This window comes from Achromobacter spanius (assembly GCF_002812705.1).
GTDB lineage: Bacteria > Pseudomonadota > Gammaproteobacteria > Burkholderiales > Burkholderiaceae_B > Achromobacter > Achromobacter spanius.
In genome coordinates this window covers 2,214,110-2,239,862 of record NZ_CP025030.1, presented here as the reverse complement: position 1 = coordinate 2,239,862, position 25,753 = coordinate 2,214,110, and the positions used below count along the sequence as shown (strand labels likewise).

General features: G+C 65.5%; 23 protein-coding genes. 15 read left to right on the top strand and 8 right to left on the bottom strand.

What is annotated here, in order from left to right:
* Window positions 1-65 precede the first annotated feature (65 nt).
* The 6 genes from CVS48_RS10210 to CVS48_RS10185 form a co-directional block, all read right to left on the bottom strand.
* Window positions 66-683, bottom strand: a complete 618-nt coding sequence (locus tag CVS48_RS10210; protein WP_242001323.1) for a DUF4340 domain-containing protein — start codon at window positions 681-683, stop codon at window positions 66-68.
* A gap of 5 nt (window positions 684-688) precedes the next feature.
* Window positions 689-2,074: a GldG family protein gene (locus CVS48_RS10205; RefSeq protein ID WP_100854347.1), complete on the bottom strand. Its 1,386-nt coding sequence runs from the start codon at window positions 2,072-2,074 to the stop codon at window positions 689-691.
* Window positions 2,071-2,784: an ABC transporter permease gene (locus CVS48_RS10200; RefSeq protein ID WP_100854346.1), complete on the bottom strand. Its 714-nt coding sequence runs from the start codon at window positions 2,782-2,784 to the stop codon at window positions 2,071-2,073. The genes CVS48_RS10205 and CVS48_RS10200 overlap by 4 nt, the downstream gene beginning before the upstream one ends.
* Complete coding sequence (locus tag CVS48_RS10195) at window positions 2,781-3,749, bottom strand: ABC transporter ATP-binding protein (protein WP_100854345.1); 969 nt, start codon at window positions 3,747-3,749, stop codon at window positions 2,781-2,783. Before CVS48_RS10195 ends, CVS48_RS10200 begins: the two co-directional genes overlap by 4 nt.
* A 51-nt stretch (window positions 3,750-3,800) precedes the next feature.
* Window positions 3,801-4,661 (bottom strand): N-acyl homoserine lactonase family protein, encoded by an 861-nt coding sequence (locus tag CVS48_RS10190; protein ID WP_100854344.1) that lies wholly within the window; start codon window positions 4,659-4,661, stop codon window positions 3,801-3,803.
* Between the two features lie 279 nt (window positions 4,662-4,940).
* A complete protein-coding gene (locus CVS48_RS10185) occupies window positions 4,941-5,849 on the bottom strand; it encodes a LysR family transcriptional regulator (RefSeq protein ID WP_100854343.1) in 909 nt (302 codons plus the stop codon).
* Between the two features lie 119 nt (window positions 5,850-5,968).
* Here CVS48_RS10185 and CVS48_RS10180 point away from each other — a divergent pair, with 119 nt between their 5' ends.
* The 13 genes from CVS48_RS10180 (at window position 5,969) to CVS48_RS29580 (ending at window position 21,545) form a co-directional block, all read left to right on the top strand.
* Window positions 5,969-6,562, top strand: a complete 594-nt coding sequence (locus CVS48_RS10180) for an amino acid synthesis family protein (protein WP_100854342.1) — start codon at window positions 5,969-5,971, stop codon at window positions 6,560-6,562.
* The gene (locus tag CVS48_RS10175) at window positions 6,559-7,413 is read left to right on the top strand and encodes an alpha/beta fold hydrolase (RefSeq protein WP_100854341.1); all 855 of its coding nucleotides are present in this window, start codon (window positions 6,559-6,561) and stop codon (window positions 7,411-7,413) included. Before CVS48_RS10180 ends, CVS48_RS10175 begins: the two co-directional genes overlap by 4 nt.
* Before the next feature lie 64 nt (window positions 7,414-7,477).
* Window positions 7,478-8,461: a Bug family tripartite tricarboxylate transporter substrate binding protein gene (locus tag CVS48_RS10170; protein ID WP_100854340.1), complete on the top strand. Its 984-nt coding sequence runs from the start codon at window positions 7,478-7,480 to the stop codon at window positions 8,459-8,461.
* Window positions 8,462-8,548: 87 nt separating this feature from the next.
* Entirely contained in the window at window positions 8,549-9,403 is an 855-nt protein-coding gene (locus CVS48_RS10165) for a PA3715 family protein (protein ID WP_100854339.1), read from the top strand.
* 79 nt (window positions 9,404-9,482) lie between these two features.
* The gene (locus CVS48_RS10160; protein WP_100854338.1) at window positions 9,483-11,381 is read left to right on the top strand and encodes a sigma-54-dependent Fis family transcriptional regulator; all 1,899 of its coding nucleotides are present in this window, start codon (window positions 9,483-9,485) and stop codon (window positions 11,379-11,381) included.
* 362 nt (window positions 11,382-11,743) lie between these two features.
* Window positions 11,744-13,546: an NAD(P)/FAD-dependent oxidoreductase gene (locus tag CVS48_RS10155; RefSeq protein WP_100854337.1), complete on the top strand. Its 1,803-nt coding sequence runs from the start codon at window positions 11,744-11,746 to the stop codon at window positions 13,544-13,546.
* A 141-nt stretch (window positions 13,547-13,687) separates the two neighbouring features.
* The gene (locus CVS48_RS10150) at window positions 13,688-14,398 is read left to right on the top strand and encodes a GntR family transcriptional regulator (RefSeq protein ID WP_050445729.1); all 711 of its coding nucleotides are present in this window, start codon (window positions 13,688-13,690) and stop codon (window positions 14,396-14,398) included.
* A complete protein-coding gene (gene acnD, locus CVS48_RS10145) occupies window positions 14,398-17,016 on the top strand; it encodes a Fe/S-dependent 2-methylisocitrate dehydratase AcnD (RefSeq protein ID WP_100854336.1) in 2,619 nt (872 codons plus the stop codon). Before CVS48_RS10150 ends, acnD begins: the two co-directional genes overlap by 1 nt.
* 67 nt (window positions 17,017-17,083) lie before the next feature.
* Entirely contained in the window at window positions 17,084-18,268 is a 1,185-nt protein-coding gene (gene prpF, locus CVS48_RS10140; protein ID WP_100854335.1) for a 2-methylaconitate cis-trans isomerase PrpF, read from the top strand.
* 88 nt (window positions 18,269-18,356) lie between these two features.
* Window positions 18,357-18,689 carry a type II toxin-antitoxin system PrlF family antitoxin gene (locus CVS48_RS10135; RefSeq protein ID WP_100854334.1) on the top strand — a complete coding sequence of 111 codons (333 nt, stop codon included), beginning with the start codon at window positions 18,357-18,359 and terminating at the stop codon, window positions 18,687-18,689.
* A complete protein-coding gene (locus tag CVS48_RS10130; RefSeq protein ID WP_100854333.1) occupies window positions 18,686-19,159 on the top strand; it encodes a type II toxin-antitoxin system YhaV family toxin in 474 nt (157 codons plus the stop codon). Before CVS48_RS10135 ends, CVS48_RS10130 begins: the two co-directional genes overlap by 4 nt.
* A 544-nt stretch (window positions 19,160-19,703) precedes the next feature.
* Window positions 19,704-21,392, top strand: a complete 1,689-nt coding sequence (locus tag CVS48_RS10125) for a sodium:solute symporter family protein (protein ID WP_100854332.1) — start codon at window positions 19,704-19,706, stop codon at window positions 21,390-21,392.
* A gap of 30 nt (window positions 21,393-21,422) precedes the next feature.
* Window positions 21,423-21,545, top strand: a complete 123-nt coding sequence (locus CVS48_RS29580; RefSeq protein ID WP_217482139.1) for a putative transporter small subunit — start codon at window positions 21,423-21,425, stop codon at window positions 21,543-21,545.
* On the opposite strand, the gene CVS48_RS10120 is transcribed toward CVS48_RS29580, so the two are convergent.
* On the bottom strand, window positions 21,534-21,998 hold the full coding sequence (locus tag CVS48_RS10120; protein WP_100854331.1) for a PaaI family thioesterase: 465 nt from the start codon (window positions 21,996-21,998) through the stop codon (window positions 21,534-21,536). The genes CVS48_RS29580 and CVS48_RS10120 overlap by 12 nt on opposite strands.
* 4 nt (window positions 21,999-22,002) lie before the next feature.
* Window positions 22,003-22,803, bottom strand: coding sequence for an IclR family transcriptional regulator (locus tag CVS48_RS10115; protein ID WP_100854330.1), 801 nt, complete (start codon window positions 22,801-22,803; stop codon window positions 22,003-22,005).
* Window positions 22,804-22,972: 169 nt separating this feature from the next.
* Between CVS48_RS10115 and CVS48_RS10110 the strand changes: the two genes are divergently transcribed.
* Window positions 22,973-24,568: an acetate--CoA ligase gene (locus CVS48_RS10110; protein ID WP_100854329.1), complete on the top strand. Its 1,596-nt coding sequence runs from the start codon at window positions 22,973-22,975 to the stop codon at window positions 24,566-24,568.
* 18 nt (window positions 24,569-24,586) lie between these two features.
* Window positions 24,587-25,732, top strand: a complete 1,146-nt coding sequence (locus CVS48_RS10105) for an FAS1-like dehydratase domain-containing protein (RefSeq protein WP_100854328.1) — start codon at window positions 24,587-24,589, stop codon at window positions 25,730-25,732.
* Window positions 25,733-25,753 lie beyond the last annotated feature (21 nt).

Sequence of the window (25,753 nt, the reverse complement as noted above, 5' to 3'; positions counted from 1 at the left end):
TATTTATCTTTGCGCAAGCCGGGTTTCACAAGCGATAGAGTGGCCGTGGCGGGCGTGTTTACCGTCTACGGGTTTACCTGCATCGTCGCGGCCAAGGGCGCCCGCGTCTGGTAATTGGGGATGATGCGCAGGTGCGGTTCGTTGGGCAATTGCACATAACGGCCTAGGCCATCCGGCGTAAGCGCGCCCACGTCCATGCGGACCAGCGCGGCGCCGTGGGCGTCGTCAATGGCGATGCGCAGCGCGGGGGGGTTCAAGCCATAGGATTCGCCAGCATGCGGGGTCAGGATGCGGTCGCTGCGGGCGTGCGAAAACAAGGCCAGGAAGTCGGCGACGTCGAAGTTGGCGACGGCGGGGGTTGCGTGCCAGCCTTGCGCGCCGCGTTGCAGCATCAAGGTCTGCGCCGATGTCCGGGTCTGCTCCGGCACCTGCACCTTCGATGTCTTCGTTGATGTCTGCGTTGATGTCTGCGTTTGCGCAGGGATAACCAAGGTAACGCGGGCCGCTTGATCCGCATTCCAGGCATACAAACGCGCGGGCTTGCCGCTATCGTCATGCAGATGCGTGTGGCCGCTGTGCGTGGCGGGCGACTCCATGGCTTCGTGCCATTGCCACGCCGACAACACCACCCCGGCCGCCAGCAACATCGGCCATGCGATGCGACGCCCCAGGGGAAGGCGCACGGCGTTCACCGCCGTCTCCACCACAGCAACAGGCCCGTCATCAACGCCAGCAGCGGCAAGACAACAGTGCTGGTCCAGAACACCGTGCGCATCTGGCGGTTGGTGAGCTCGACGCGGCGGTTTTCGTAATGGCGCGGGCGGATCGTCAGCAAGGCGTCTTCGCCGGCCAGCAGCGTGACCGCGCTGGTGAAGAGCGCGCCGTTGCCCAAGGTAGCGAAATGGCGGTTGGTCGCAAAGTCGCTATCGCCCGCCACCAGCAAGGTGGGCCGCGCCGATCCGTCCACGCTGGCCGTCTGCGCGTTGCGCGTGGCCAGCACCATCAAGGTGTGGCGCGTGCCGGTTTGGCCCGGCAGATGTGCCTGGGCGGACGTCTGCGCCAAGGGAATCACGGTCACGCCCGGGGGCAGGCTGTCGCCCGCGGGCTCCAGCGCGGCCGCGCCGGGAAAGAAGCTCAAGGGCAAACCGCGCGTCATCTTGTGGCGGGTGTAGTCGCTGACGGCGGGGCTGCCGGCGTCGTTGCGGTAGTGGCTGGCCGGGTCCGCCAGCGCGCCCGCCGGCCGTGCAATGCCGAAGTCGGCCAACAAGGCGTCCAGGCCGTGCTGGGTGTCGGGTTCCAGCAGCAGCAAGGTCTTGCCGCCGTCGGCGGTCCAGCGGCGCAGCGCCTGCGCGTCGTCCGCGCCGAACGGCGTGCGCGGACCGGCCGCCACCACCACGGCGCAGGCCGGCAGCGCTTGCGCCAGGCTGCCCGCGTTCACGGCGCGAGCGCCAAAGCCCAGCGTTTGCAAGGCATTGCGCGCCATCGCCATGCCATGCTGCTCATGCACTTCCACGCGCGCCACCAGGTTTTCGTCGTCGCCGTGGTCTTCCAGATCGTCCAGCGACGTCAGGCTGTCCAGCATGGCTTCGCGATGCCCTTGCGTGAAGCACACCGTCTGCGCGCCCTGCTGGTTGATGCGGATCAGCGCGTTGGTGAAGTCGGTTTCAGTGCCGCCGTTGATCGTCATCTTACGGGTGTCGGCGGCCAGCACCGCGCTGCCCGCGAACTGGATGCCGGCTTCGCGCGCTTCGGCCGGGCGCAGCGCCGGGTCCACGCCGCGCACGCGGATCAGCGGATTGGCGTGTTCGTACTGGCGCAGCAGTTCCAGCGCATCCACCATGCTCTTGTTGCGCAGGTCGTAGAACCACGTCACGTCCACGGGCTGCTTGATCTGGCGCGCCACGTCCAGGCTTTCGGGCGACAGGCTGTAGAGCCGCTGCGCCGTCAGATCCCAACGGCCCAGATGGCGGGATGCCCACAGGTTCAGCGCCAGCAGCAAAGCCGCCACCGCCAACACGGGCAGCCAGAGCCCCAGCCGTCTGCCCGCGCGACGCAAGCCGGGGTGGCCGTTCATCGCAGCCTCCAGCGCTTCAGGTTGACGGCCGCGATCATCAACGCCAGCACCGCCACGCTGGCCAACGTTAGCGTGGCGGGTCCGGGCAGCACGCCACGGATAAAGTCCACGTGCTGCGCCGACAAGGACAGCGCCTGGAAGAACGGCGACAAGGCTGGAAAGGCATCCAGCGCGGCCGGGTAGTCCATGAACCACAGCAACACCAGGATGCCCCAGGTGGCGCTGGCCGCCACGATCTGGTTCGAGCAGGCGCTGGACACGGCAATGCCTATCGCCAGGAACAGCGCGCCGTAAAGGAACACGCCGATGTAGCCGCCCACGATGGGGCCGTAGTCAGGTTGCCCGTACCAGGCCAGCGGCAGCACGGCGGCGGTCGTACCCGCCAGCATCAAGGCCAATACGGTCAGCCCCGCCGCGTACTTGGCCGCCACCAGCGTGGCGTCCGACAAGGGCAAGGTCAGCAACAATTCCAAGGTGCCCTGCCGCGCCTCTTCCGCAAACGCACGCATGCTGACCAAGGGCATCACCAGGATCAGCAGGATCGTCATGTTGTGAAACGCCGTGACCATTTGCCCGGTGCTGACGAAGAACAGATTGAAGCTGAACAGGTAGCCCGACAGCGCCCAGAACACGGCCACCACCACCAGCGCCACGGGCGAGCCGAAGTCGGTGCGCAGTTCTTTTCGGTACAAGGCAGGAAAGCCCTTCATGCGCGCCTCCGCAAGACCGGATCATTCGGTGCCAACGCCGCCAGCAGGCGGGTTTCGACGGCGTCGTGCAAGGACAGCACGGCGCGCACCTGGGCATGCGCCAGCACGATGCGCAGCACCTGGTCGCACACGGCGCCTGGCGCTTCGCCACCACCGGCTGTGTTCCAACTGATGCGCCACTTGCTCAACACGGCGTCCAGCACCGTGGCGTCCACCGCGTGCACGCCCGCGCAGGTCGACAAGGCGGCATGCAAGGCCGCGTGGCCCGACGTGGGCAAGGCCAGTTGCAATTGCAGCGCCGACTGCGCCTGACCCAAGGCCGCATCTTCCACCAGGTGGCCTTGGCGCAGGATGACGATGCGGGTGCACAGGGCTTCCACCTCTTGCATGAGATGGCTGCTGAACACCACCGCGCGCCCTTCGGCGCAGCGGCGGATCATGGCGCGCGCTTCCACGATCTGCACCGGGTCCAGACCGTTGGTGGCTTCATCCAGCAGCAGCACGGGCGGATCATTCAGCACCGCTTGCGCCAGCCCTACCCGTTGCCGCTGGCCCTTGGACAGGCGGCCGATGGCGCTGCCGGCAACGGCTTGCAAGTCGAAGCCGTCAATGGCGCGTTCAATGGCCTGGCGACGCGCGCGCGCCCCGCCCGCCACCTTCACGCCCGCGCCGAACTCCAGGTATTGCATGATCGTCAGCGCGTCATACAGCGGCGCGCGTTCGGGCAGGTAGCCGATGTCGGCATTGCCCCGGCCCGGCGCGGGTTCCTGCCCGCGCACCGTGACGCGGCCGCTATCGGGGGTGTAGAACCCGGCCATCAGGCGCAGGGTGGTGGTCTTGCCGCTGCCGTTCGGCCCCAACAGGCCCACGATTTCCCCGGGCGCCACGGACAGGCTCAGGGAATGCAGGACCTGGCGGGGTCCGAACGACTTGCAGACCTGGTGCAAGGCAACGGCCGGCTGCATGAGGCGCTCTTGGGTTGGGATGGCGAGGCTTGGTGCGTAGCGTCCAGCGCCTTAGTCAAAGACCTTGGTCTTGGCGTTCTGCGCGTGCTGCTCGGCGTCGTGGCTATACCAGAGCTGGCCCTGGCGCGCGTCGCGGATCTGCTTGAGCCGGTCAATCGCCTGCATCGACGCCGCCGTGTTCCAGGTAATACCCGGGATCACGCCCGCCTCGTTCTCAGCGGTATAGATGGCGTCGGCCGCCAGCAGCACCGTGCCGGTGTTCTTCAGCTTCACCTGCAAGGACTGATGCCCCTGCGTGTGGCCCTTGGTGTCCAGCAGCACGATGGTGCCATCGCCGAACAGGTCGAAGTCGCCTTCCACCTGGATGAAGTCGTAGTCGCGCGTCGTGTCGAAGTCTTTCATGACATAGGCGGCGCGCTGGAATTTCTCGGGCCACCAGGCGGCGCGCAGCTCGGCCTTTTGCACCACGTGCTTGGCCTTGGGGAACATCTTGATGTTGCCGGCGTGGTCCAGGTGAAAGTGCGAATACACCACGTACTTCACGTCACTGACGTCAAAGCCCGCGGCCTTCAACTGACGGTCGATGACTTCGTCGCGGCCCTGGATGGAATTGAAGGCGCCGCACAGACCCTGGCCCCAATAGTTGGCGCAGTTGCCGTCGGCGGTAGCCTGGTTCATACCGGTATCGAACAGCACCAAGCCGCGCGGGTGCTGGATCACATAGGCGGGCACGGGGATCTTGATCTTCGTGCCCACATCGACCATGGCGGTCATGAAGCCTTTGTCCAGCTCTATCTTGCCCACGGACAACTGCATCAGCTTGACGTCGGGCGGCGCATCGGCGGCCTGCGCCCCCGCCATCATCGCCATCGCCCCAAGCGCACCTGCAAATCTCTTCCAGCTCTTGCTCATTGTCGTCTCCTCGGACCAACAGGGATGACCGCCACCACGTGGCAACGGTCGATAGCAAGCCGCCCGGTGTGTCCCGGGTTATTTTCGATAGGGTTTTGCTGTGCGGGGTTGAAGGCGCGGCGGATCGGTTCGCCGACCAGGACGGCATCTGACGGCCGTTTTCTCTGTTGCGCACTCTGACGCAGCGCCGCGCGGCTGCCAATTTAGGATTTATTAAGCTGGGCTTCACGGCCGCTGAACGGGTAGCAACCCTAACGCGGATGCGCGGCCAAGGGCCGTCTACACCAGCGCCGCCCCTTTGCGCCGGGTGAACTGGGCCAGCGAACGCAGCGCCAGCGCGTGCATGGCCGCCACCGACGGCAGCAGCGTTTCTTCCTTGCGGATCAGCACGCCCACGATGCGCTCTACCGTGGGCTCGCACAGCGGCACGAACGCCAGCCCGCTGCTGACGGCGGGCCGCGCCAACACCGGCAGCACCGTCACCCCCAGGCCGCTGACCACGCTGGCCAGCAACGACGCGCGGTTCGACACTACCATGGCCGGGTCGTCGATATAGCCACCCAGTTGCCGGTTCTTGAGCGAGTCGAACGTGGCGTTGCCGATCAGCCTTTCGTCTTCAAGCGCCGACCACGGCACCGCCCCGCGCCGCCGCGCCAGCGGGTGCGATTTACGGCACACCAGCCCAAACGCATCGCGCGCGACGGGCGTGAAGGCGACCTCGGCCGTGCGCGGCACCTGCCCGGCTACGCCCACCTGCACCTCGCCGCCCAGCACCAGCCGGTGCACGTCCTGCGACGACTCATCCAGCGCGCGGATGCGGATGTCGGGATGGCTGCGCGCGTAGCGTTCCAGCAAGCGGGGCAGCCACTCATCGGCCAACGACGGCATCACCGCCAGCGACACGGGCCCCTTATTGCCCATGCCCAGTTGCCGCGCCGCATCCAGCACGCGGTCATGCGTGGCCAGCAATTCGCGCAGCAGCGGCGCCACCGCCAGACCCAACGGCGTCAGTTGCGCCCGCTTGCCGGCTTCAAACAGCGGCGCGCCCAGTTGCTGTTCCAGGTCTTGCATGGCGGCGGACACGGCGGCTTGCGACCGATGCGTGCCTTCGGCCGCCAACCGGAAGCTGCCATGGTCGGCCGCCAACAGGAATTGCCGCAGGTGCTGGATCTTCAGGGGCGTGGGCATGATGGGCACCGGTTGGCTTCAGGTTTTCCGAAATTAACTTGAGTTAATTTGGATTGTCAAAATTTGCTCTGGGCATGAACAATGGGCTCATCATCAGCCTTATGCGTTGGAGCAATCAAATGGCCCTGCAAGTGCGCAAGATCATCAGTTACGTCGAAAAGACCTGCATCGAAGGCGGCAAGCCGGCAGAGCGGCCCTTGGTCATGATCGTGGCCGCCGCCGTGATCCGTAATCCGTGGGCGGGCTTGCCGTTCCAGGAAGACCTGCGTCCGCAGATCCTGGAAAATGCCCCGCCGTTGGGCGAACTGCTGGTGGCCGAAATACTGCGGCAGGCCGGGTCGGCCGACCAGATCGAAGCCTACGGCAAGGCTGCCGTGGTGGGCACGTCGGGTGAAGTCGAGCATGCGTCCGCGCTGATCCACACACTGCGCTTTGGCAATGCCTACCGCAATGCCGTGGGCGGCACCAGCTACCTGGCTTTCACCAACACGCGCGGCGGCCCGGGCTGCGTCATTTCCGTGCCCTTGATGCACAAAGAGGACGAAGGACTGCGTTCACACTACCTGACCGTGCAGACCAACATCAACGACGCCCCCGCGCCGGACGAAATCGTCATTGCGCTGGGCGCGGCAACGTCCGGCAGGCCGCATCACCGCATCGGCAACCGCTATTCCGACTTGCAGGAATTGGCGCAAGAGGCGCAGTCGAAATGAGCACGCCACGCCATCGATCCGGCCGTGGCGCACCGCTGGTGCTGCTGCACGGCGTGGGCTTGGATCACACGCTTTGGGATGATGTGGCCCCGCTGCTGGAGGCCCGCTTTGACGTGCTGCGCTACGACCTGCTGGGCCATGGCGCGGCGCCGGGCCTTCAAGGGGCCGCGGAGATGCCGCGGTTTATTGCGCAACTGGACGCCGAGCTGGACGCGGCCGGCTGGGGCGAAGCGAACGTGCTGGGCTATTCGATGGGCGGCTTGATCGCGGGCGCCTATGCCGCCGCCAGGCCCCAACGCGTGACCCGGCTGGTGCTGTTGAGCACGGTGTTCCACCGCACGCCCGAAGAAGTCCGAGCCGTAATGACCCGTCTGGAGGCGGCGGCCACGCAGGACGTGGGCGCGGCGGCGGCGGTGTCGCTGCAACGCTGGTTCACGCCCGCATTCGAGGCTGCACGCCCAGCGCGTATTGCAGCCATCGGCCACCGCCTGCTTCGCAACAACCGCGCCGACTTCCTGGCGGCCTATCGCTTGTTCGCGCACGGCGACACGCTGCTGGCGCAAGCCGCGCCCGACATTTCTTGTCCGACGCTGGTAATGACGGGAGACCAGGACGTCGGGTCGACGCCCCGCATGACGCGCGCGCTGGCGCGGGCGCTGCCTGACGCCCGGGTGCGCGTGGTGGACGGCCAGCGGCATATGCTGCCGGTGGAAGCCCCCGAGGCACTTGCCTCGGCCCTGCATGCGTTTTTATTGCCGAGCGCGCCGTCGGAGGCGCTGGCGGGCGGCATGCCCGGGGGGCCGAATGGCCCAGAGCCCACAGCCTATTTCCGACCAGCAGCCCCCCGCTGAATCGCCCGCCAGACAGAGGTGATCGGCCCACGCCCCGATAACGGGCGCAGAAGGAGACAAGCGCATGAATCGCAGAACCGTTTTGAAGCAACTGGCCCTGGGCGCAACGACGCCGCTGGCCGCGTCGCTGGGCCTGTCGCTGGGCCGCAATGCCGCCGCGCGCGAGGCGCCGCTGCGCGTCATCGTGCCTTTTCCGCCGGGCGGTGGCACCGACGTGCTGGGCCGCGTTGTCGCCGCCACGCTGGAAGGGGCGCTGGACCGCCCCGTCGTGGTGGAAAACAAGCCGGGCGCCAGCGGCATGCTGGGCGCCGACTACACCGCCAACGGCGCCAAGGATGGCAGCGTGCTGCTGTTTGCGGGGCTGGTGCCGTCGGTGCGCTATTACGCGCGGCCACCGGAAGAGGTGCTCAAGCAACTGGCGCCCGTCTGCCCCATCGCGCGTTCCCCGTACATGGTGGCCGTCAACGCCGACGTGCCCGCGAAGAACCTGGCCGACCTTGTCGCACGGGCCAAGCGCGAACCCAAGGGCTTGACCTTCGGATCGCCCGGCAACGCCACGCCGCAGCACCTGGCGACCGAACTGCTTCAAGCCGCGTGCGGCATCGACATGCTGCACGTGCCGTATCGGGGCACGGGCCCGATGATGACGGACCTGCTGGGCGGCCAGATTCAGGTGGTGGTGGCCACCGTGGCGGCCGTCGAACCGTATTTGAAGAGCGGGCGGCTGCGCGTGCTGGCCGCGACCAGCCGCGAACGGCTGCCGAAGTATCCCGACATTCCCACGGTCGCCGAAAGCGGTTACGCCGGCTTTGACGCGCAGATCCAGTTCGGCACGTATTGCGCGGCCGGCACGCCCGAAGCCACCATCGCCGCCTTGAACCAGGGCATCAACCGCGCCCTGCAAACCGAGTCCGTGCGCGCCAAGCTCGCCGAACAGGGTTTTGCCCCCACGGGCGGCACACCCGCGCAGTTGCAACAATCGCTGCTGGCCGAGATCCGCGACGTGGCCGGACTGGTGCAGGCAGGCAAGGTCCGGGTGGACCTGTAGCGATCTGTAGCGGGCGGTAGCGAAGGGGCGCGCAGCCGCGCAAAGGCCTGATTAGAATTCGGACTTCTTCCCCTCCGCCCGCTCGCCATGTTCCGTCCCTATTCGCTGTTGACCGGCGCCCTGACCCTGTCCGCCCTGCTGGCTTGCGGCGCCGCGCAAGCCGCCAGCGGCCCCTGCCCCGAGGCGGCCGGCATCGTGCGCGCCGTCTACAACAACACCGACAAGCCCGACGCCCAAGGCCGCATCCGCCTTGCGGAAGGACACGCCATCGTCACGTTTTCCGATGCCGACGTCGGCGCGCCGTTTGCCGTGGCCTGCAAGGCCTGGCCCGCCAATCCGGACCTGTTGCTGGTGGCGGTGCCCTTGATGCAGGACACGCCCGACCCCGAGAACGGCCACGTCGGCGACCTGGATGTACTGGTGCTGGACAAGAAGACGCTGCAAGTGCGCCAACGAGCCAGGCTGGAGGGCCTGATGTCGGACGACGCCGTGCGCATCGCCGGGCTGGCCTTCGACACGGCGCGCTATGACGTGGCGGCCAGCCAGCGCGCCTTCGGCATCCGAATCGAACGCGAGGGCGCCTCGCGCGCCAACCCCTTCGACGAAACCAGCTTGCGCCTGTTCACCGTGCACGAAAACGAATTGCGCCTGGTGCTGGATGGCATGGCCGTCAATCGCTCATCCGGCGTATGGGACACCACCTGCGCGGGCGAATTCTCGGAAAGCGCCGTCAGCCTGGCGGTAGGCGACGCGCAACGCCGTGGCTACCGCAACCTGATAGCCACCGAATCCCACTCGGCCAGCCGCGCCGCGGTGCAGCAAGGCGGCTGCGTTGAACAAACCATCAAGCAAGGCAAGACCCGCCACACGCTTTCGTTTGACGGCAAGCGCTACCGCATCCCGAAGGCGCTGCGATCGATGGACCGCGACACCGCTGGATAACCACGATTTACAAGCCGATTCGTCTCTGTGCATGCTGCCGTGTTGATCCGGCATAGATCGGGCGCAACATGGAGACGACATGCCTAGTCAGGAATCCCTGCATACCGCCCACATCCGCGAGATCGAACAGGTGGGCCGGGGCCGCCCCACTCAGCGCGACGCGCATGTGGTGCGCAGTTGGCTGCGCTGCCTGGATCAATACCGGCTTGACCCCGCGCAGGCTTGCGAAGCCTATATCGTGCCGGATGGCAGGTTGCGAGAACATCGCCAGCAATCTGAAGCGCTGATCCGCATTGCGCGCAGCGGGCTGGACCATCTTTTCCGGCAGGTGGCCGGACAAAACTACGTGCTGCTGCTGGCCGACCGGCAAGGCGTCACCGTGGAATTCCTGGGCGACCCCGCGCAGACGGCCAAGCTGCGCAAGGCGGGCCTGTACCTGGGATCGGAATGGTCCGAGCCGCGCGCCGGCACCTGCGCCGTGGGCGCCTGCCTGGAGACGGGCGAGGCGCTGACCATTCACCAGACCGACCACTTCGACAACACCCATACCCCGCTGTCCTGCACCGCCGCGCCGATCTACAACGCCGACGGGGAACTGGCCGCCGTGCTGGACATTTCCTTGCTGAGTTCGCCCAGCCTGAAGACCAGCCAAAACCTGGCGCTGCACCTGGTCAACAGCACGACGCGCCGCATCGAGCTGGCCAACCTGATGGCGCGCACGCGCAACGAATGGGTGCTGCGCTTTGCGCGATCGCCCGAGTTCCTGGACGTGGCCCCGGAAGCGGCGATCTCGCTGGACGGCGCGGGCCGCATCCTGGGCATGACGCATTCCGGCGCCAAGCTGCTGGCCCGCGCCGCGGGGCTGGACTGGCGGCAACCGGCGGATCTGATCGGACAACCGGTCACGCGCTTCTTTGACGTGCAGTTGGACGACCTGCCCCAATACACGCGCGGCCATGCGCCGCAGGACCGCCTGATCGTCGCGCGGGATGGCAACGCGCTGTTTGCGCACGCCATTGAACCGAACCGCAATGCGCGCGGCGCCACCGTCGCCGTGCGCGGCACGCCGTCGGCGCTGCGTGGGCTGGACGGCGGCGATGCCAGGATGGCGGCCTTGCAGGCGCGCGCCGCCAAGCTTGCCCGGCAAGGCCTGCCTATCCTGCTGCAAGGGGAAACCGGGGTGGGCAAGGAATACCTGGCGCGCGCCATTCACGAAGACAGCCGGCGGCCGGGCCGTTTCGTGGCGGTGAACTGCGCCGCCATTCCGGAATCGTTGATTGAAAGCGAGCTGTTCGGCTATTTGCCGGGCGCCTACACCGGCGCCGCGCCGAAGGGCCGCAAGGGCCTGATCGAAGAGTCCGACGGCGGCACGCTGTTTCTGGACGAGATCGGCGATATGCCGCTGGCGCTGCAAAGCCGGCTGCTACGCGTGCTGGCGGAATCCGAAGTCACACCCATCGGCGCCAATGCGCCGCGTGCGCTGCGGCTGGCGCTGGTGTCGGCCTCGCACCGCGACCTGGGCGCACTGGTGCGCGAGGGGCGTTTTCGTGAAGACCTTTACTACCGCATCAATGCCGCTACGCTGACCGTGCCCGCGCTGCGCGAGCGCCAGGATCTGGACTGGTTGATCGCGCGCATGCTGGCGCGCCACCAGGATGAATCGGGCGCGCCCGTACTGTCGCCCGCCGCCTTGCTGGCGTTGAAGGCGCATGCCTGGCCCGGCAATATCCGCGAACTGGCCAACGTGATCGCCGTGGCCGCCGCGCTGTGCGAACACGGCATCATCGAACCGGCCGACCTGCCCGAGGCGCTGGCCCCGGGCGGCGTCGCGGTGTCGGCCGAGGAAGCCGCGTTGCGATCCACGCTGGACAGTTGCGCGGGCAATGTGTCGGAAGCCGCGCGGCGGCTGGGCCTGGACCGTTCCACCGTGCACCGCCAGATGCGGCGCTACGGGCTGGGCGCTCGCGGGCGGCGCTAGGGCTTTCTGCACTGCGGGTTCCTGGCGCGACTTTCCGCGATCAGGCCGTAACTTGCCGCGCCGCCGCCAGTTAGCGCGCCTGGCCGCAACTTGCCGCGCCTCGCCCGACTTGCCCCCTGCCCGCGACCCAGCCCCCCCCCACTGCGCCACACCCCCGCGCCACAGGTGTGGCGTCGCGCCACGGTGGGTCGGCAGCGTATCCGCCCGTTCCCCCGTGCCACGGGCGCGCGGCGTTGTCGGCGAGCTGGCACAGCATTTGCATGGAAGGGGTTGGGCAGCCACCGGCCGGCACAGGCCGGGGCCGCTCGCGGGCGCACGCGTCCGCCCCCCAACCACGCCCGCCCCGGGCAAGGAGACAAGTTATGCAGACCGCCCCCGCCGACGCCGCTTTGGATGCGGTGCTCGCCCGTCTGAACACCGCGCTGGGAAACAAGGACATGGCCGCCATCACCGGCCTGTTTCACGACGAATGCTATTGGCGCGACCTGGTGCTGTTCAGTTGGAATCTGCGCACCTTCGAAGGCCATGCGCAGATCCGCGACATGCTGACGCAACAACTGTCGCAGGTGGAGCCGGTGCGCTTCACGCGCGACGAACGTGAAGCGTCGACCGACGACGGCGGCCTGTTGCAAGGCTGGCTGAACATCGACACCAACCTGGCGCGTGGCTACGGCCACATCCGCGTAAAGGACGGCAAGATCTGGACGCTGCTGACCACCATGTCCGAACTTAAGGGGCATGAGGAACCCAGCGGCACGCGCCGCCCCATGGGCGCCGAGCACGGCAGTCGCCGCGAGCGTCAGACGTGGCTGGAAAAGCGCGAGCAGGAAGCCGCCGAACTGGGCTACACGACGCAGCCCTATGTGCTGATCATCGGCGGCGGGCAAGGCGGCATCGCGCTGGGTGCGCGGCTGCGCCAACTGAACGTGCCGACCATCATCATCGAAAAGAACGAGCGCGCGGGCGATAGCTGGAGAAAGCGCTACAAGTCGCTGTGCCTGCACGACCCGGTCTGGTACGACCACCTGCCCTACATCCCCTTTCCCGAGAACTGGCCCGTGTTCGCGCCCAAGGACAAGGTCGGCGACTGGCTGGAGATGTACACCAAGGTGATGGAGCTTAACTACTGGACGTCCAGCGTGTGCGAATCGGCGCGTTACGACGAAGCAAAGAAAGAATGGGAAGTCACCGTGCTTCGGGAAGGCAAGCCCGTCGTGCTGCGGCCCAAGCAGTTGGTGCTGGCCACCGGCATGTCCGGCAAGCCGAACGTGCCGCGCTTTCCCGGCCAGGACGAATTCCAGGGCGAACAGCAGCATTCCTCGCAGCACCCCGGCCCTGACGCCTATCGCGGCAAGAACGTGGTGGTGATCGGCGCCAACAACTCGGCCCACGACATCTGCGCGGCCTTGTGGGAAGGCGGCGCCAACGTGACGATGGTGCAGCGTTCGTCCACGCACATCGTGCGGTCGGACACCTTGATGGACATCGGCCTGGGCGGCCTGTATTCCGAGCAGGCGCTGGCCAACGGCATGACCACGCGCAAGGCCGACCTGACGTTTGCGTCGCTGCCCTACAAGATCATGGCGCAGTTCCAGATCCCGCTTTACAAGCAGATGCGCGAACGCGACGCCGAGTTCTACGGCAAGCTGGAGAAGGCCGGCTTCATGCTGGACTGGGGCGACGATGGATCGGGCCTGTTCATGAAATACCTGCGGCGCGGGTCGGGCTATTACATCGACGTGGGCGCCTGCGACCTGATCATCGACGGCAGCGTCAAGTTGCAATCCAACACCGATGTCAGTCACCTGGCGCGCGACGCCGTCGTCTTGAAGAACGGCGTGACCTTGCCGGCGGACCTGGTCGTGTACGCCACCGGCTACGGCTCGATGAACGGCTGGGCCGCCGACCTGATCAGCCCGGAGGTGGCCGACAAGGTCGGCAAGTGCTGGGGCCTGGGGTCGGACACCACCAAGGACCCCGGCCCCTGGGAAGGCGAACAGCGCAACATGTGGAAGCCGACCCAGCAGGAAGGCCTGTGGTTCCATGGCGGCAACCTGCACCAGTCGCGGCACTACTCGCAGTATCTGTCGCTGCAACTGAAGGCGCGGCATGTGGGGTTGCCGGTGCAGGTGCACGGCATGCAGCAGGTGCACCACAAGCGCTAAGCGGCGTTGACGCCTCGGTCGCAAGCGGCCGCCCGGCCGCTTGCACCCTGTCGATCCACAAGGTAAATTGTTGACAATCTAGCGTTTCCATAACGCCTTAACCCGATATCACCCCCACAAATCGGACAGATTGTTGACACCATGAGCAAAGTGCTGACCCTGCCGGGCGCTGCGCCCGGCGATGGCGAGACCTTGTCGGATCACATTTTCAAGAAGATCCAGGCCGCTATCGTCAAGGGCGAGATCGCCCCAGGCAGCAAGATTTCCGAGCCCGAGCTTGCGCGTATCCATGGCGTCAGCCGGGGTCCGCTGCGCGAAGCCTTGCATCGTCTGGAAGGCCAGCGGCTGCTGGTGCGCGTGCCGCATGCGGGCGCGCGGGTGGTGTCCTTGTCGCCGCAGGAATTGTCAGAGCTGTATGAAATCCGCGAGTCGCTGGAAGGCACCGCGTGCCGGCTGGCCGCCGAGCGCATGCCGCCGTCTGAAATCGCCGAGCTGCGCGAGGTCTTGCACGCGCACGAACGCGATGCCGCCTTTCAAGCCGGCGTGGGTTACTACCAGCAGGAAGGCGATTACGATTTCCACTATCGCATCGTCAAGGGCAGCGGCAACCAGATGCTGTTTCGCATGCTGTGCGACGAGCTCTATCAATTGGCGCGCATGTACCGCATCCAGTACTCGACCACGCCCAACCGCCCCCGGCAGGCCTACGCCGAACACCACCGCATTCTTGACGCCATTGCCGACGGCGATGGCGAGCTGGCTGAAATCCTGATGCGTCGCCATATCCGCGCGTCCCGCATCAACATCGAACAACAGATCGCGCAAAGCACGTTGCAGCGCACGGAGGCATGATGAACCATTCGTACCGCAAGACCCTGCCCGGCACCCGCCTGGATTATTTCGATGCGCGCGCCGCCGTCGAAGCCATCGCGCCCGGCGCCTACGCCGGCCTGCCCTACACGTCGCGCGTGCTGGCTGAAAACCTGGTGCGCCGCTGCGACCCGGCGATGTTGACCGATGCGTTGAAGCAGCTGATTGAACGCCGCCGCGACCTGGACTTTCCGTGGTTTCCGGCGCGCGTGGTCTGTCATGACATTCTGGGCCAGACCGCCTTGGTGGACCTGGCGGGCCTGCGCGACGCCATCGCCGAGAAAGGCGGCGACCCGGCCAAGGTGAACCCGGTGGTGCCGGTGCAGTTGATTGTCGACCACTCCCTGGCCGTGGAATTCGATGGCACCGACCCCGACGCCTTCGCCCGCAACCGCGCGGTGGAAGACCGCCGCAACGAAGACCGCTTCCATTTCATCGACTGGACCAAGCAGGCCTTTCGCAACATCGAAGTCGTGCCGCCGGGCAACGGCATCATGCACCAAATCAACCTGGAGCGGATGTCGCCCGTGATCTACACGCAAGACGGCGTGGCGTTTCCCGATACGCTGGTCGGCACCGACAGCCACACGCCGCACGTGGATGCGCTGGGCGTCATCGCCATTGGCGTGGGCGGCCTGGAAGCTGAAAACGTGATGCTGGGCCGCGCGTCGTGGATGCGCCTGCCGGACATCATCGGCGTTGAACTCACCGGCCGTGCGCAGCCGGGCATCACCGCCACCGACGTGGTGCTGACGCTGACCGAATTCCTGCGCAAAGAAAAAGTGGTGGGCGCGTATCTGGAGTTCTACGGCGAAGGCGCCGCCAGCCTGACCTTGGGCGACCGCGCCACCATTTCGAACATGGCGCCGGAATACGGCGCGACGGCCGCGATGTTCTCGATTGACCAGCAAACCATCGACTACCTGCGCCTGACCGGCCGCGAAGACGAACAGATTGCGCTGGTGGAAACCTATGCCAAGACAGCGGGCCTTTGGTCCGACAGCCTGGCGACCGCCGAATACGAGCGCGTGCTGCGCTTTGATCTGTCGACCGTGGTGCGCACGCTGGCCGGCCCGTCCAACCCGCATCGCCGCCTGCCGGTGTCCGACCTGGCCGAGCGCGGCATTTCGGGCGTGGTGGAAAACGAGCCGGGCTTGATGCCAGATGGCGCCGTGATCATTGCCGCCATCACCAGCTGCACCAACACCAGCAACCCGCGCAACGTGATCGCCGCCGGCCTGCTGGCACGCAATGCACGCCGCGCGGGCCTGGCTCGCAAGCCCTGGGTGAAGAGCTCGCTGGCGCCCGGTTCCAAGGCCGTTCAGCTGTACCTGGAAGAAGCCGGGCTGCTGCCCGATCTGGAAGCGCTGGGGTTTGGCGTGGTGGCGTTTGCCTGTACCACGTGCAACGGCATGTCGGGCGCGCTGGACCCGGTCATCCAGCAAGAGATCATCGACCGCGACCTTTATTCCACCGCCGTGCTGTCCGGCAACCGCAACTTCGACGGCCGCATCCATCCGTACGCCAAGCAGGCGTTCCTGGCCTCGCCCCCGTTGGTGGTGGCCTACGCGATTGCCGGCACCATCCGTTTCGACATTGAACGCGACGTGCTGGGCGTGGATGCCAGCGGCAAGGAGATCCGCCTGAAAGACATCTGGCCCAGCGACGAAGAGATCGACGCCATGGTGAAGTCGGCGGTCAAGCCCGAGCAATTCCGCAAGGTCTATGCGCCGATGTTCGGCATTCAGGAAGACCGCAAGGCAGGCGTCAGCCCGCTGTACGACTGGCGTGCGCAGAGCACCTACATTCGCCGTCCGCCGTACTGGGAAGGCGCGCTGGCGGGTGAACGCACGCTGCGCGGCATGCTGCCGCTGGCGGTGCTGGGCGACAACATCACGACCGACCACCTGTCGCCGTCCAACGCCATCCTGATGGACAGCGCGGCAGGCGAATACCTGCACAAGATGGGTCTGCCCGAAGAAGACTTCAACTCTTACGCCACCCATCGCGGCGACCACCTGACCGCGCAACGCGCCACCTTCGCCAACCCCAAGCTCTTCAACGAGATGGTGACGAACGACGACGGCACGGTGAAGCAGGGCTCGTTGACGCGCGTGGAGCCGGAAGGCCAGGTGATGCGCATGTGGGAAGCCATCGAAACGTATATGGAACGCAAGCAGCCGCTGATCATCGTGGCAGGCGCGGACTATGGCCAGGGCTCGTCGCGTGACTGGGCGGCCAAGGGCGTGCGTCTGGCGGGCGTGGAAGCCATTGTGGCCGAAGGGTTTGAACGCATCCACCGCACCAACCTGATCGGCATGGGCGTCTTGCCACTGGAATTCAAACCGGGCGTGAACCGCAAGACGCTGGCGCTGGACGGCACCGAAAGCTATGACGTGATCGGTGAACGCAAGCCGCGTGCCGACCTGACGCTGGTCATCCACCGCCGTAACGGCGAGACCGTGCAGGTGCCGGTGACCTGCCGCCTGGATACGGCGGAAGAAGTCTCCATCTACGACGCCGGCGGCGTGCTGCAACGCTTTGCGCAAGACTTCCTGGAAGCCGAATCCGTGGCGGGCGCCACCAAGAAGGCCGGCTGATTATCACTTGGACAGGCGGGTGCCCACGCGCCCGCCGCCTTCAACATTCCAGACATCAGGACAACCCATGGCTCATGCTCCCCAGACCAAGATTGCCGCCACCTACATGCGCGGCGGCACCAGCAAAGGCGTGTTCTTCAAGCTTGACGACCTGCCTGAATCCGCGCGCGTGCCCGGCCCCGCGCGCGACGCGCTGCTGCTGCGCGTGATCGGCAGCCCCGACCCTTACGGCAAGCAGATCGACGGCATGGGCGCGGCCACGTCCAGCACCAGCAAGAGCGTGATCATCGGCAAGAGCACGCAGCCGGATCACGACGTGGACTATCTGTTCGGCCAGGTCTCCATCGACCAGCCGTTCGTGGACTGGAGCGGCAACTGCGGCAACCTGTCGGCGGCCGTCGGCCCGTTTGCCATCACCAACGGCCTGGTGGACCCGGCGCGCGTGCCCGACAACGGCGTGGCCGTGGTGCGCATCTGGCAGGCCAACATCAAGAAGACCATCATTGCGCACGTGCCCATGACCGACGGCGCAGTGCAGGAAACCGGCGATTTCGAGCTGGACGGCGTGACGTTTCCCGCCGCCGAACTGCAACTGGAATTCATGGACCCGGCCGAAGACGGCGACGGCGGCTCGATGTTCCCCACCGGCAATCTGGTGGATGACCTGGAGGTGCCGGGCGTAGGCACGTTCAAGGCCACGATGATCAATTCCGGCATCCCGACCATCTTCCTGGACGCGGCCGCGCTGGGCTATACCGGCACGGAATTGCAGGACGACATCAACGGCGACGCCGCCGCCTTGGCCCGCTTTGAAACCATTCGCGCGCACGGCGCGCTGCGCATGGGCCTGATCGAAAAACTGGAAGAAGCCGCCAGCCGCCAGCACACGCCGAAGGTCGCGTTCGTTGCGCCGCCCAAGGCGTACGTCTCATCCAGCGGCAAGCAGATCGAGGCCGACAAGATCGACGTGTTGGTGCGCGCGCTGTCCATGGGCAAGCTGCACCACGCGATGATGGGCACGGCATCGGTGGCCATCGCCACCGCCGCGGCGGTACCCGGCACGCTGGTCAACCTGGCCGCCGGCGGCACCGAACGCGACAACGTCAACTTCGGCCACCCGTCCGGCACGCTGCGCGTGGGCGCGCAGGCGCAGTTGGTGGACGGCGAATGGAAGGTCACGAAAGCCATCATGAGCCGCAGCGCGCGGGTGTTGATGGAAGGGCGGGTACACGTGCCGCGGCAAGGGTTCTGAGCGCGGGCTGGTGGTGACGGGCTCCGAGCGGCGTTGATTCGGTAATGCAATTGCATTACCATTTCAACATTCCGATTAGGAGACCGCCATGCCTGCGACCCTGGAAATTGAATCGACCCTGACTGACCGCTACCAAACCACCATTCCCGATACCGTGCGCAAAGCGCTCGGGCTCAGCAAACGCGACAAGCTTCACTACAGCATCCGGCCGGGCGGGGAAGTCCTTTTGACGCGTGCCGACACGTCGAACGACGACGATCCGGCCATCTCTGCCTTCCTGACCTTTCTTGCGCAAGACATCACTGCGCACCCTGATCGCCTGCAAGCCCTTCCCGCCAGCTTGGCGGATTCCTTGCGCGACCTGGCTTCGAAGGTGGGTGAGCTGGATCTGAATGCACCGCTGTCCGAGGCAGACGAATGAGCACAAAAGCAGGCGCGGTCAGCATCCATGGCTGGACGATTTACCTGCACCCTCTGTTTCGCCAACAACTGGAACAGCTAGCCAGCCAAGTGGCCGCGCAGCGCGCCAAAGATCCTGACGGTTATACAAAACGCAATGCCGCCAAGCGTCTCGCGGCCATCACGAAGCTGGCATTCGAGATCATCCCCGAAGATCCCAGCCGGCCAGAATACCGGCAAGGCGGCACACTGGGCGCGCACCATAAGCACTGGTTCCGCGCCAAATTTTTTCAACAATACCGCTTGTTTTTCCGTTACCACGCTGCCAGCAAAGTGATTGTCTTTGCCTGGGTGAACGACGAGAACACCAAACGCGCCTATGGGCATGACGATGACGCGTATCGGGCGTTCACGAAAATGTTGAGCAACGGAAACCCGCCCGACGACTGGGCGGCGCTATTGGCGGCAGCCTCAATTCCCGCTGAAAATTGATGCATCACAACTGCGAGCAAACGCTCGCAACCCCCATTTTTACCGGGTTTTTTAGGCCTCAAGGGTAGACGCCGCCCTCGTCTATCCCTATACTCCTGGGCTGTTGTTACTCATCACCGGACTCTGACGATGCATCGTCATCCCAGGGCACCCGTCACACGGCCGCGCACAGCGGCCCGGCGCCAGCGCCGAAACACCACCACCCAGCCGCCAGGCTTATACCGGCGGCTGCGGAACAAAAACCTGCTTACCCAGCAGGACCATTGCTCACCGCATTGAGCTGCGCCTGCATCTAGGGCTTCGAGCTATGGCGTCGAATCACGCGTTCTGACTACGCGCTCGAACGACGTCTTCGTTTCCATGATGCGCCGGCCCTATGCCGCAGCAAGACACCATCATGGTGTGTCTTGTGTCTTGTCCACCCCGGGCTGCCATCCCCTGCCCGGGCGGGCAGGCACGTGATCGCGCGCGCGAAACGTACAACCCCCGCGCTCGTGATCAATGGTGTTTGGTGCCTGGCCGTCCACGAGCAAGGACCTACAAGATGCAAGAGAGTGTTTTCTTCCAGTTATCGGCCACCACGGCCATTTTGTTGCTGGCCGGCTTCTACGGCGCCACGTTCCTCATGTCGCTGTTCATCGGCGAAAAAAACGAGAACGTCGATGGCTTCATGGTGTCCAACAACGCAGTCGGTTTCGGCCTGTCGGCCGCCAGCATGATCGCCACCTGGATCTGGGCGGCATCCTTCTACGCCAGCGCCACGTCGGGATTCAAGTACGGCTTGTCGGGCCCGCTGCATTACGGCTTCTGGGGCGCCTTGATGATTCTGTTCATCTACCCCTTTGGCAAACGCTTCAGACAACTGGCGCCCAAGGCGCACACACTGGCTGAGGTGATCCATGCGCGCCACGGCACGTCCAGCCAGATGATCATGGCGGTGTCGAACATTGTGGGCAGCTGCATCAGCCTGATGGTGAACTTCACAGCGGCGGGCGCGCTGGTGTCGATACTGAGCCCGCTTACGTTCATCCAGGGCGTGCTGATCGCCGGGCTGGGCGTGCTGTCCTACACGCTGTGGTCGGGCTTTCGCACATCCATCATGACCGACTTCGCGCAACTGGCGGCGATGATCATCGCCGCCGTCATCATCATCCCGCTGATCTTCTTCAACGCCGGCGGGCCAGACTTGCTGCAAGCCAACATGTGGCGCTTGAGCAGCGATCAGGCCGACTTCTATTCCACGAAAGCCATCCTGGAACAAGGCGCGCCCTACTTCGTGGCGGTGCTGGCCTATGCCATCGGCAACCAGACCATCGCGCAACGGCTATTTGCCGTACGGGAAGACTTGATCAAGCCCACGTTTCTGACGGCCACCATCGGGTATGGCGCAGTGGTGATCGGGCTTGGCATGCTGGGCCTGTTGGCGTTGTTCGTGGGGCTTGAACCCGCCAACGGCGACATGAACAACATCATTCCGCAGATGGCGTCGACCTACCTGCCTCCGTTTGGCATCGCGCTGTTCTTCCTGCTGGTGGTGGGCTCGCTGTCGTCCACCGCCGATTCCGATCTGGCTGCGCTGTCGGCAATCGTCATGACCGACGTCTACGCCAAGAACCTGGCGCGCGGCCGCCCGGACCCGCGCCGCATGCTGTGGTGGGGCCGCGCCACCATGATCATCGCCACGATGATTGGCGTGATCTTTGCAAGCCTGCGCCTGGACATCCTGGTCATGCTGGTGTTCGTGGGCGCGTTGTGGGGCGCCATCGTCTTTCCGGTGATCGTCAGCTTTTACTGGGACCGCGTCAACAACCGCGCATTCGTCTGCTCGGTGCTGTCCGCCGTGGCGCTGTTCACGATCGCGCGCTTTGAGCTGCTGCCCATGACGGGCGTGATCGCGGTGTTCTTTGAAATCTGCGCGGCCGTGGGCGGCGGGGTGGTGTTGGGCCTGATGACGTTCGGCTTTTTTGGCCGCACGGCCGCGATTGCCGTGGGCACGATTGGTATCGTCGTCATGCTGCCCGCCTTCATCGGCAACTTGCGCGACTACATCGTGCTGCTGGCGTCCCTGACTGCCTATGGCGCCAGCGCCATCGTGTGCGTGGCGCTCAGCCTGCGCAACCACGAGCGCTTTGATTTCACGCTGCTGGCAGACCGCGTGACGTCGTTTCATCACGAGCAGGAGGTCATGTTGAAAACGCCGTCCTCAACGCTCGCCCCCGACGCCGCGCAATGATGCAACTGCCTCAACAACAAGGAGATTGATATGTGGTTGACCGCCTATTTTCTGATCTGGCCGGCGATATCCGCGGCCATTCTGGCGATCTTGTGCGTGACGCTGTGGAAGGATATCAGCGCGGCGAAGCAAAGCGGAAAGTCAATGATCTGACGCTGCGGCCAGCACCTTCAACACCGCCGCCCCCGTCGCGACCACATTCCCCGCGACGCTCAACTCCCCGCGCATGAACACCAGGCTGGACGTGGCGCGCAGCAACTGCCCGCGCACTTCCAGGAACTGGCCGGCGCGGGCCGGCGCCAGGAAATGCGTGTCCAGTTGCACGGTGACGCACGGGCGGCGGTCCAGGGCTTGCCAGGCGATGGCGCTCAGGCCGTGGTCCAGCAGTGCGGTCAAGAGGCCGCCGTGCACCAGGCCGGCGGGGTTCAGGTGATCGGCGGTCGCCAATAATCCGTACGCCCAGGCTTGCGCTTCCTTGCGTACCCCCTCGTTGAACACCCCTTCCTTGCGCACCCACAACGGCCCGATCAACCCCGCAAATCCGGGCAGCGTCTTGCAATGCCAACCCTCGGCGGCAAGTGATTCGGCGGTGACGGGTGGCGGCATGGGTTCAGCTCCGGGTGGACAACAGTTGCGATAGCGTGTGCGCTTCGGCTTGCAGGTCCTTGGCCAATGCATGCGCGCGGGCGTCGTCCAATTGCTCGGCCAGCCCGGCGGCCACCAAGGAATGCGTCATCCGGTTGTGGCTGTTCAACACCGGCACCGCAATCACGACGACGCCGTTGATGTAGTGGTTGCGGTCCAGGCTGTAGCCGTCGCGGCGCACGGCGTCCACGTCGGCTTTCCATGCGGCGTAGTCGGGCGCCTGATCCCAGCGCAGGGCCTTGAAGCGGCGTTCCAGTTCTTTGTCCGAGAGCTCGGAAAACGCGGCGACCAAGCGGCCCGTCGCGCTGATCAGCGCGGGAAAGCGGCTGCCCACGTCCACATGCAAGCGGAACGGCGCGGTGGAACGCGACAGCGCCAGCACCACCATGTGTTCGCTGCCCGCCACTTCCACGCCGATCGCGGTGACATTCGCGGCGCTGGAAAGCTTGTCCAGCACGGGCTGCACCAACGCAGGAAACGGACTGCTTTCTATCACGCTGCGCGCCAGCGTCAGCATGCCCACGCCCAGGCTGTAGCGCTTGGTGCCGGCATCGACTTTCACCAAACCCTCTTCCACCAGCACACGAAGAATGTGCAGGCAGGTGCTGGTCACCATGCCGAGTTCCTGCGAGATCGTCTTCAGGGTCATGGCTTCGCCGCCACGGCCCAGCAATCGCAGGATGGCGATCGACCGCGTCACCGCCGGCACGGCGCGCACGCGCGGGCCCGTGCCGGCAGCGGATTCCTGGGAACTGGCTTCACTCATCTGGCTCTCCGATTTTTATTGCGGCAAGCATACCTTGGGCGCGCTTTGGCCGGTGACCCCGAACCCGACGTTAAATTGTATATATACAATCAATAGACGTTATTGACAATTTAAAAGTCGACGCGCATAGTCTGTTCAACCGCTTGCCGACCCACACAGGTACGACGACATGACGACGTTGACGCAGACCACTTCCTACGCAGACGCCCAGGCGCTCTGCTCCCCGGACAAACTTTGGGAGCTGTTCGACGGCAATCGTGAACGCATGAACATCGCGCACGAATGCATCGACCGGCACGCGGGCAAGGACCAGCCCGCGATCATCCTGGTACGGGCGACGGGGGGCGATGAAACCTTCAGCTTCCAGCAGATTGCAGAGGCATCCTCGCGGTTCGCGCACTATCTGGTGGATCAGGGCATACGCCCCGGCGACCGCGTGGCCGTGATGCTGGAGCCCTCGCTGGCGTTCTACGTGGCGATGTTCGGGGCCATGAAAATGGGCGCGATCGCCGTGCCCCTGTTCACCCTGTTCGGCCCTGATGGCATCCGGTTGCGCGTGCAGGACTGCAAGCCCCGCATGCTGGTCACCAACGCGGAAAAGGCGCCCATGGTGGCGGCCGCCGACGACATGCGCGTCGTCATCGCGGACGACGGCTTCATCGCCGCGCTGGCCCCCTATCCCGCGCACTACGCCTGCAACACCCTGGCAGACGACCTGGCCATCTATCAATACACGTCCGGCACCACCCGCGAACTGCCGGACGCCGTGAAGCACACGCACCGCGCGCTGGTCACGCTGATGCTGGCGGCGCTGTACGGCACCGGCGTGCGGCCGGGCGACCGCTACATGTGCCCGTCGTCGCCGGCCTGGGGCCATGGCTTGTGGCACGGCACGCTTGCCCCCTTGGCGCTGGGCGTGACCATCGGCGCCTACGCCGGCAAGTTCAACGCCGAACGCCTGCTGCAAGCATTGCAAGAGCACGGCTTCAACAACATCTCGGCCGCGGCCACGCACTACCGGATGATGCGCAACTCCGGCGCGGCCGGCCGCTACCGCTACCAGCTCGACAAGCTGTCCTTCACCGGCGAGCCCATCGACGGCGAAACGTCCGCCTTTGTCGAGGCCACCTTCGGACGCCCGGTGTGCAGCATGTACGGCACCACGGAAATCGGCGTGTGCCTGGTGAACTATCCGGGCGCGTCCGACTTCCTGGTCAAGCCGGGCTCGCTGGGCAAACCCGTGCCGGGCTTGCGCGTGGAAGTGCAGGACGCCAGCGGCGCGCCCTGCCCGCCCGGCGTGACGGGCGAACTGAAATTGTGGCGTCGCGACGCCTGGGTCGCCACCAAGGACCTGGGCCGCATCGACGAAGACGGCTACTTCTGGCATGGCGGCCGCGCCGACGACGTCATCATCTCGGCCGGCTGGACGATGAGCGCCGTCGAAATCGAAGACGCCATCCTGAAGCATCGCGACGTGACCGAAGCCGCCGCCATCGGCGTGCCCGACGCCTTGCGCGGCCAGGTCGTCAAAGCCTTTGTGGTGTCGGCCCGCCCGGGCGACGACGCCTTCGTGGAAGAAATCCAGAACACCGTGCGCAGCCAACTGGCCCAGCACGAGTACCCGCGTCAGGTGGTGTTCGTGCCTGAACTGCCCAAGACCCCGGCCGGCAAGATCCATCGCCGAAAACTACGCGAGCAAGAGCTTGCCAATGCTGCCGCATCAACCACCGACACCCCGAAAGCCGCGCCCGCCGCGCACGTCTGACCCATCCCAGGAGACATCATGTTGACCAAGACCAAAACTGAACGTAGTTTCCCGACCATCACCGAACGCGGTCTGGACGAACTGCGCGCGCGCATCGGCGTAAAAATCGGCGCCACCGCCGAACCGTGGTGCTACGAGGCCACGCGCGACAACATCCGCCACTACGCCCACGGCATCGGTGATGACAACCCCCTGTGGTCCGACCCCGAGTACGCCGCCAAGACACAGCATGGCGGCATCGTCGCCCTGCCCAGCTTTCTGTTTTCCACCAGCCGCATCGTGTCGGGCTACGTAGGTGGCTTGCCCGGCGTGCACGCCATGTGGTCGGGCGCCGACTGGACCTGGCACAAGACCGTCAAGCGCAACGATGTGATCTCCACCGAAGCGCACTTGAAGGACCTGATCGAGCATCAGACCCGCTTCGCGGGCCGCGCGATCCAGCAGATCTACCACGTGGACTTCTTCAACCAGGACGGCGACAAGGTGGCCGAGGCCGATAGCTGGTGCTTTCGCACCGAACGCGACCACGCCCGCGAACAAGGCAGCAAGTACAAGGAAGTGCGCGCCCGCGAACCGCGCCGCTACAGCCCCGAGGAAATCAAGGAAGCCTACAAGCTCTATGCCCAGGAAGAAGTGCGCGGCGCCACGCCCCGCTATTGGGAAGACGTGAAGGAAGGCGAGGAACTGCCCGTGATGTTCAAGGGGCCGATGACGGTGACGGGATTCATCGCCTACGCGCAGGGCTGGGGCGGCCTGTACATCCGCGCCAACAAGCTGGCCTGGCAACTGATCGACGCGCACCCGGGCGTGGGCATCACCAACCGATTCGGCATTCCCGATGTGCCCGAGCGCGTGCACTGGGAAGAGGAATTCGCGTTGGAGGTGGGCGCGCCGGGCGCCTACGATTACGGTCCCGAACGCAATTCGTGGCTGACGCACCACCTTACCAACTGGATGGGCGACGCCGGCTTCCTGCGCAAGTCCATGTGCAAGATCCGCCGCCACAACCCGGAAGGCGACATGCTGTTCTTCAAGGGCCGCGTCACGCGCAAGTACGTGGAAGACGGCCGGCATCTGGTTGAAATCGAACAGGAAGCGCGCAACCAGGACGACGAGCTGTCCGTACTGGGCACGGGCGTGGTTGAATTGCCCACCCGCGGATGACGCGTGGGTTGCGTGGGCGCA

Coding starts and splice junctions, on each gene's coding strand:
- CVS48_RS10205 (WP_100854347.1), bottom strand. CDS start 2,074: ATGAACGGCCACCCCGGCTTGCGTCGCGCGGGCAGACGGCTGGGGCTC.
- CVS48_RS10200 (WP_100854346.1), bottom strand. CDS start 2,784: ATGAAGGGCTTTCCTGCCTTGTACCGAAAAGAACTGCGCACCGACTTC.
- CVS48_RS10195 (WP_100854345.1), bottom strand. CDS start 3,749: ATGCAGCCGGCCGTTGCCTTGCACCAGGTCTGCAAGTCGTTCGGACCC.
- CVS48_RS10190 (WP_100854344.1), bottom strand. CDS start 4,661: ATGAGCAAGAGCTGGAAGAGATTTGCAGGTGCGCTTGGGGCGATGGCG.
- CVS48_RS10185 (WP_100854343.1), bottom strand. CDS start 5,849: ATGCCCACGCCCCTGAAGATCCAGCACCTGCGGCAATTCCTGTTGGCG.
- CVS48_RS10180 (WP_100854342.1), top strand. CDS start 5,969: ATGGCCCTGCAAGTGCGCAAGATCATCAGTTACGTCGAAAAGACCTGC.
- CVS48_RS10175 (WP_100854341.1), top strand. CDS start 6,559: ATGAGCACGCCACGCCATCGATCCGGCCGTGGCGCACCGCTGGTGCTG.
- CVS48_RS10170 (WP_100854340.1), top strand. CDS start 7,478: ATGAATCGCAGAACCGTTTTGAAGCAACTGGCCCTGGGCGCAACGACG.
- CVS48_RS10165 (WP_100854339.1), top strand. CDS start 8,549: ATGTTCCGTCCCTATTCGCTGTTGACCGGCGCCCTGACCCTGTCCGCC.
- CVS48_RS10160 (WP_100854338.1), top strand. CDS start 9,483: ATGCCTAGTCAGGAATCCCTGCATACCGCCCACATCCGCGAGATCGAA.
- CVS48_RS10155 (WP_100854337.1), top strand. CDS start 11,744: ATGCAGACCGCCCCCGCCGACGCCGCTTTGGATGCGGTGCTCGCCCGT.
- CVS48_RS10150 (WP_050445729.1), top strand. CDS start 13,688: ATGAGCAAAGTGCTGACCCTGCCGGGCGCTGCGCCCGGCGATGGCGAG.
- acnD (WP_100854336.1), top strand. CDS start 14,398: ATGAACCATTCGTACCGCAAGACCCTGCCCGGCACCCGCCTGGATTAT.
- prpF (WP_100854335.1), top strand. CDS start 17,084: ATGGCTCATGCTCCCCAGACCAAGATTGCCGCCACCTACATGCGCGGC.
- CVS48_RS10135 (WP_100854334.1), top strand. CDS start 18,357: ATGCCTGCGACCCTGGAAATTGAATCGACCCTGACTGACCGCTACCAA.
- CVS48_RS10130 (WP_100854333.1), top strand. CDS start 18,686: ATGAGCACAAAAGCAGGCGCGGTCAGCATCCATGGCTGGACGATTTAC.
- CVS48_RS10125 (WP_100854332.1), top strand. CDS start 19,704: ATGCAAGAGAGTGTTTTCTTCCAGTTATCGGCCACCACGGCCATTTTG.
- CVS48_RS29580 (WP_217482139.1), top strand. CDS start 21,423: ATGTGGTTGACCGCCTATTTTCTGATCTGGCCGGCGATATCCGCGGCC.
- CVS48_RS10120 (WP_100854331.1), bottom strand. CDS start 21,998: ATGCCGCCACCCGTCACCGCCGAATCACTTGCCGCCGAGGGTTGGCAT.
- CVS48_RS10115 (WP_100854330.1), bottom strand. CDS start 22,803: ATGAGTGAAGCCAGTTCCCAGGAATCCGCTGCCGGCACGGGCCCGCGC.
- CVS48_RS10110 (WP_100854329.1), top strand. CDS start 22,973: ATGACGACGTTGACGCAGACCACTTCCTACGCAGACGCCCAGGCGCTC.
- CVS48_RS10105 (WP_100854328.1), top strand. CDS start 24,587: ATGTTGACCAAGACCAAAACTGAACGTAGTTTCCCGACCATCACCGAA.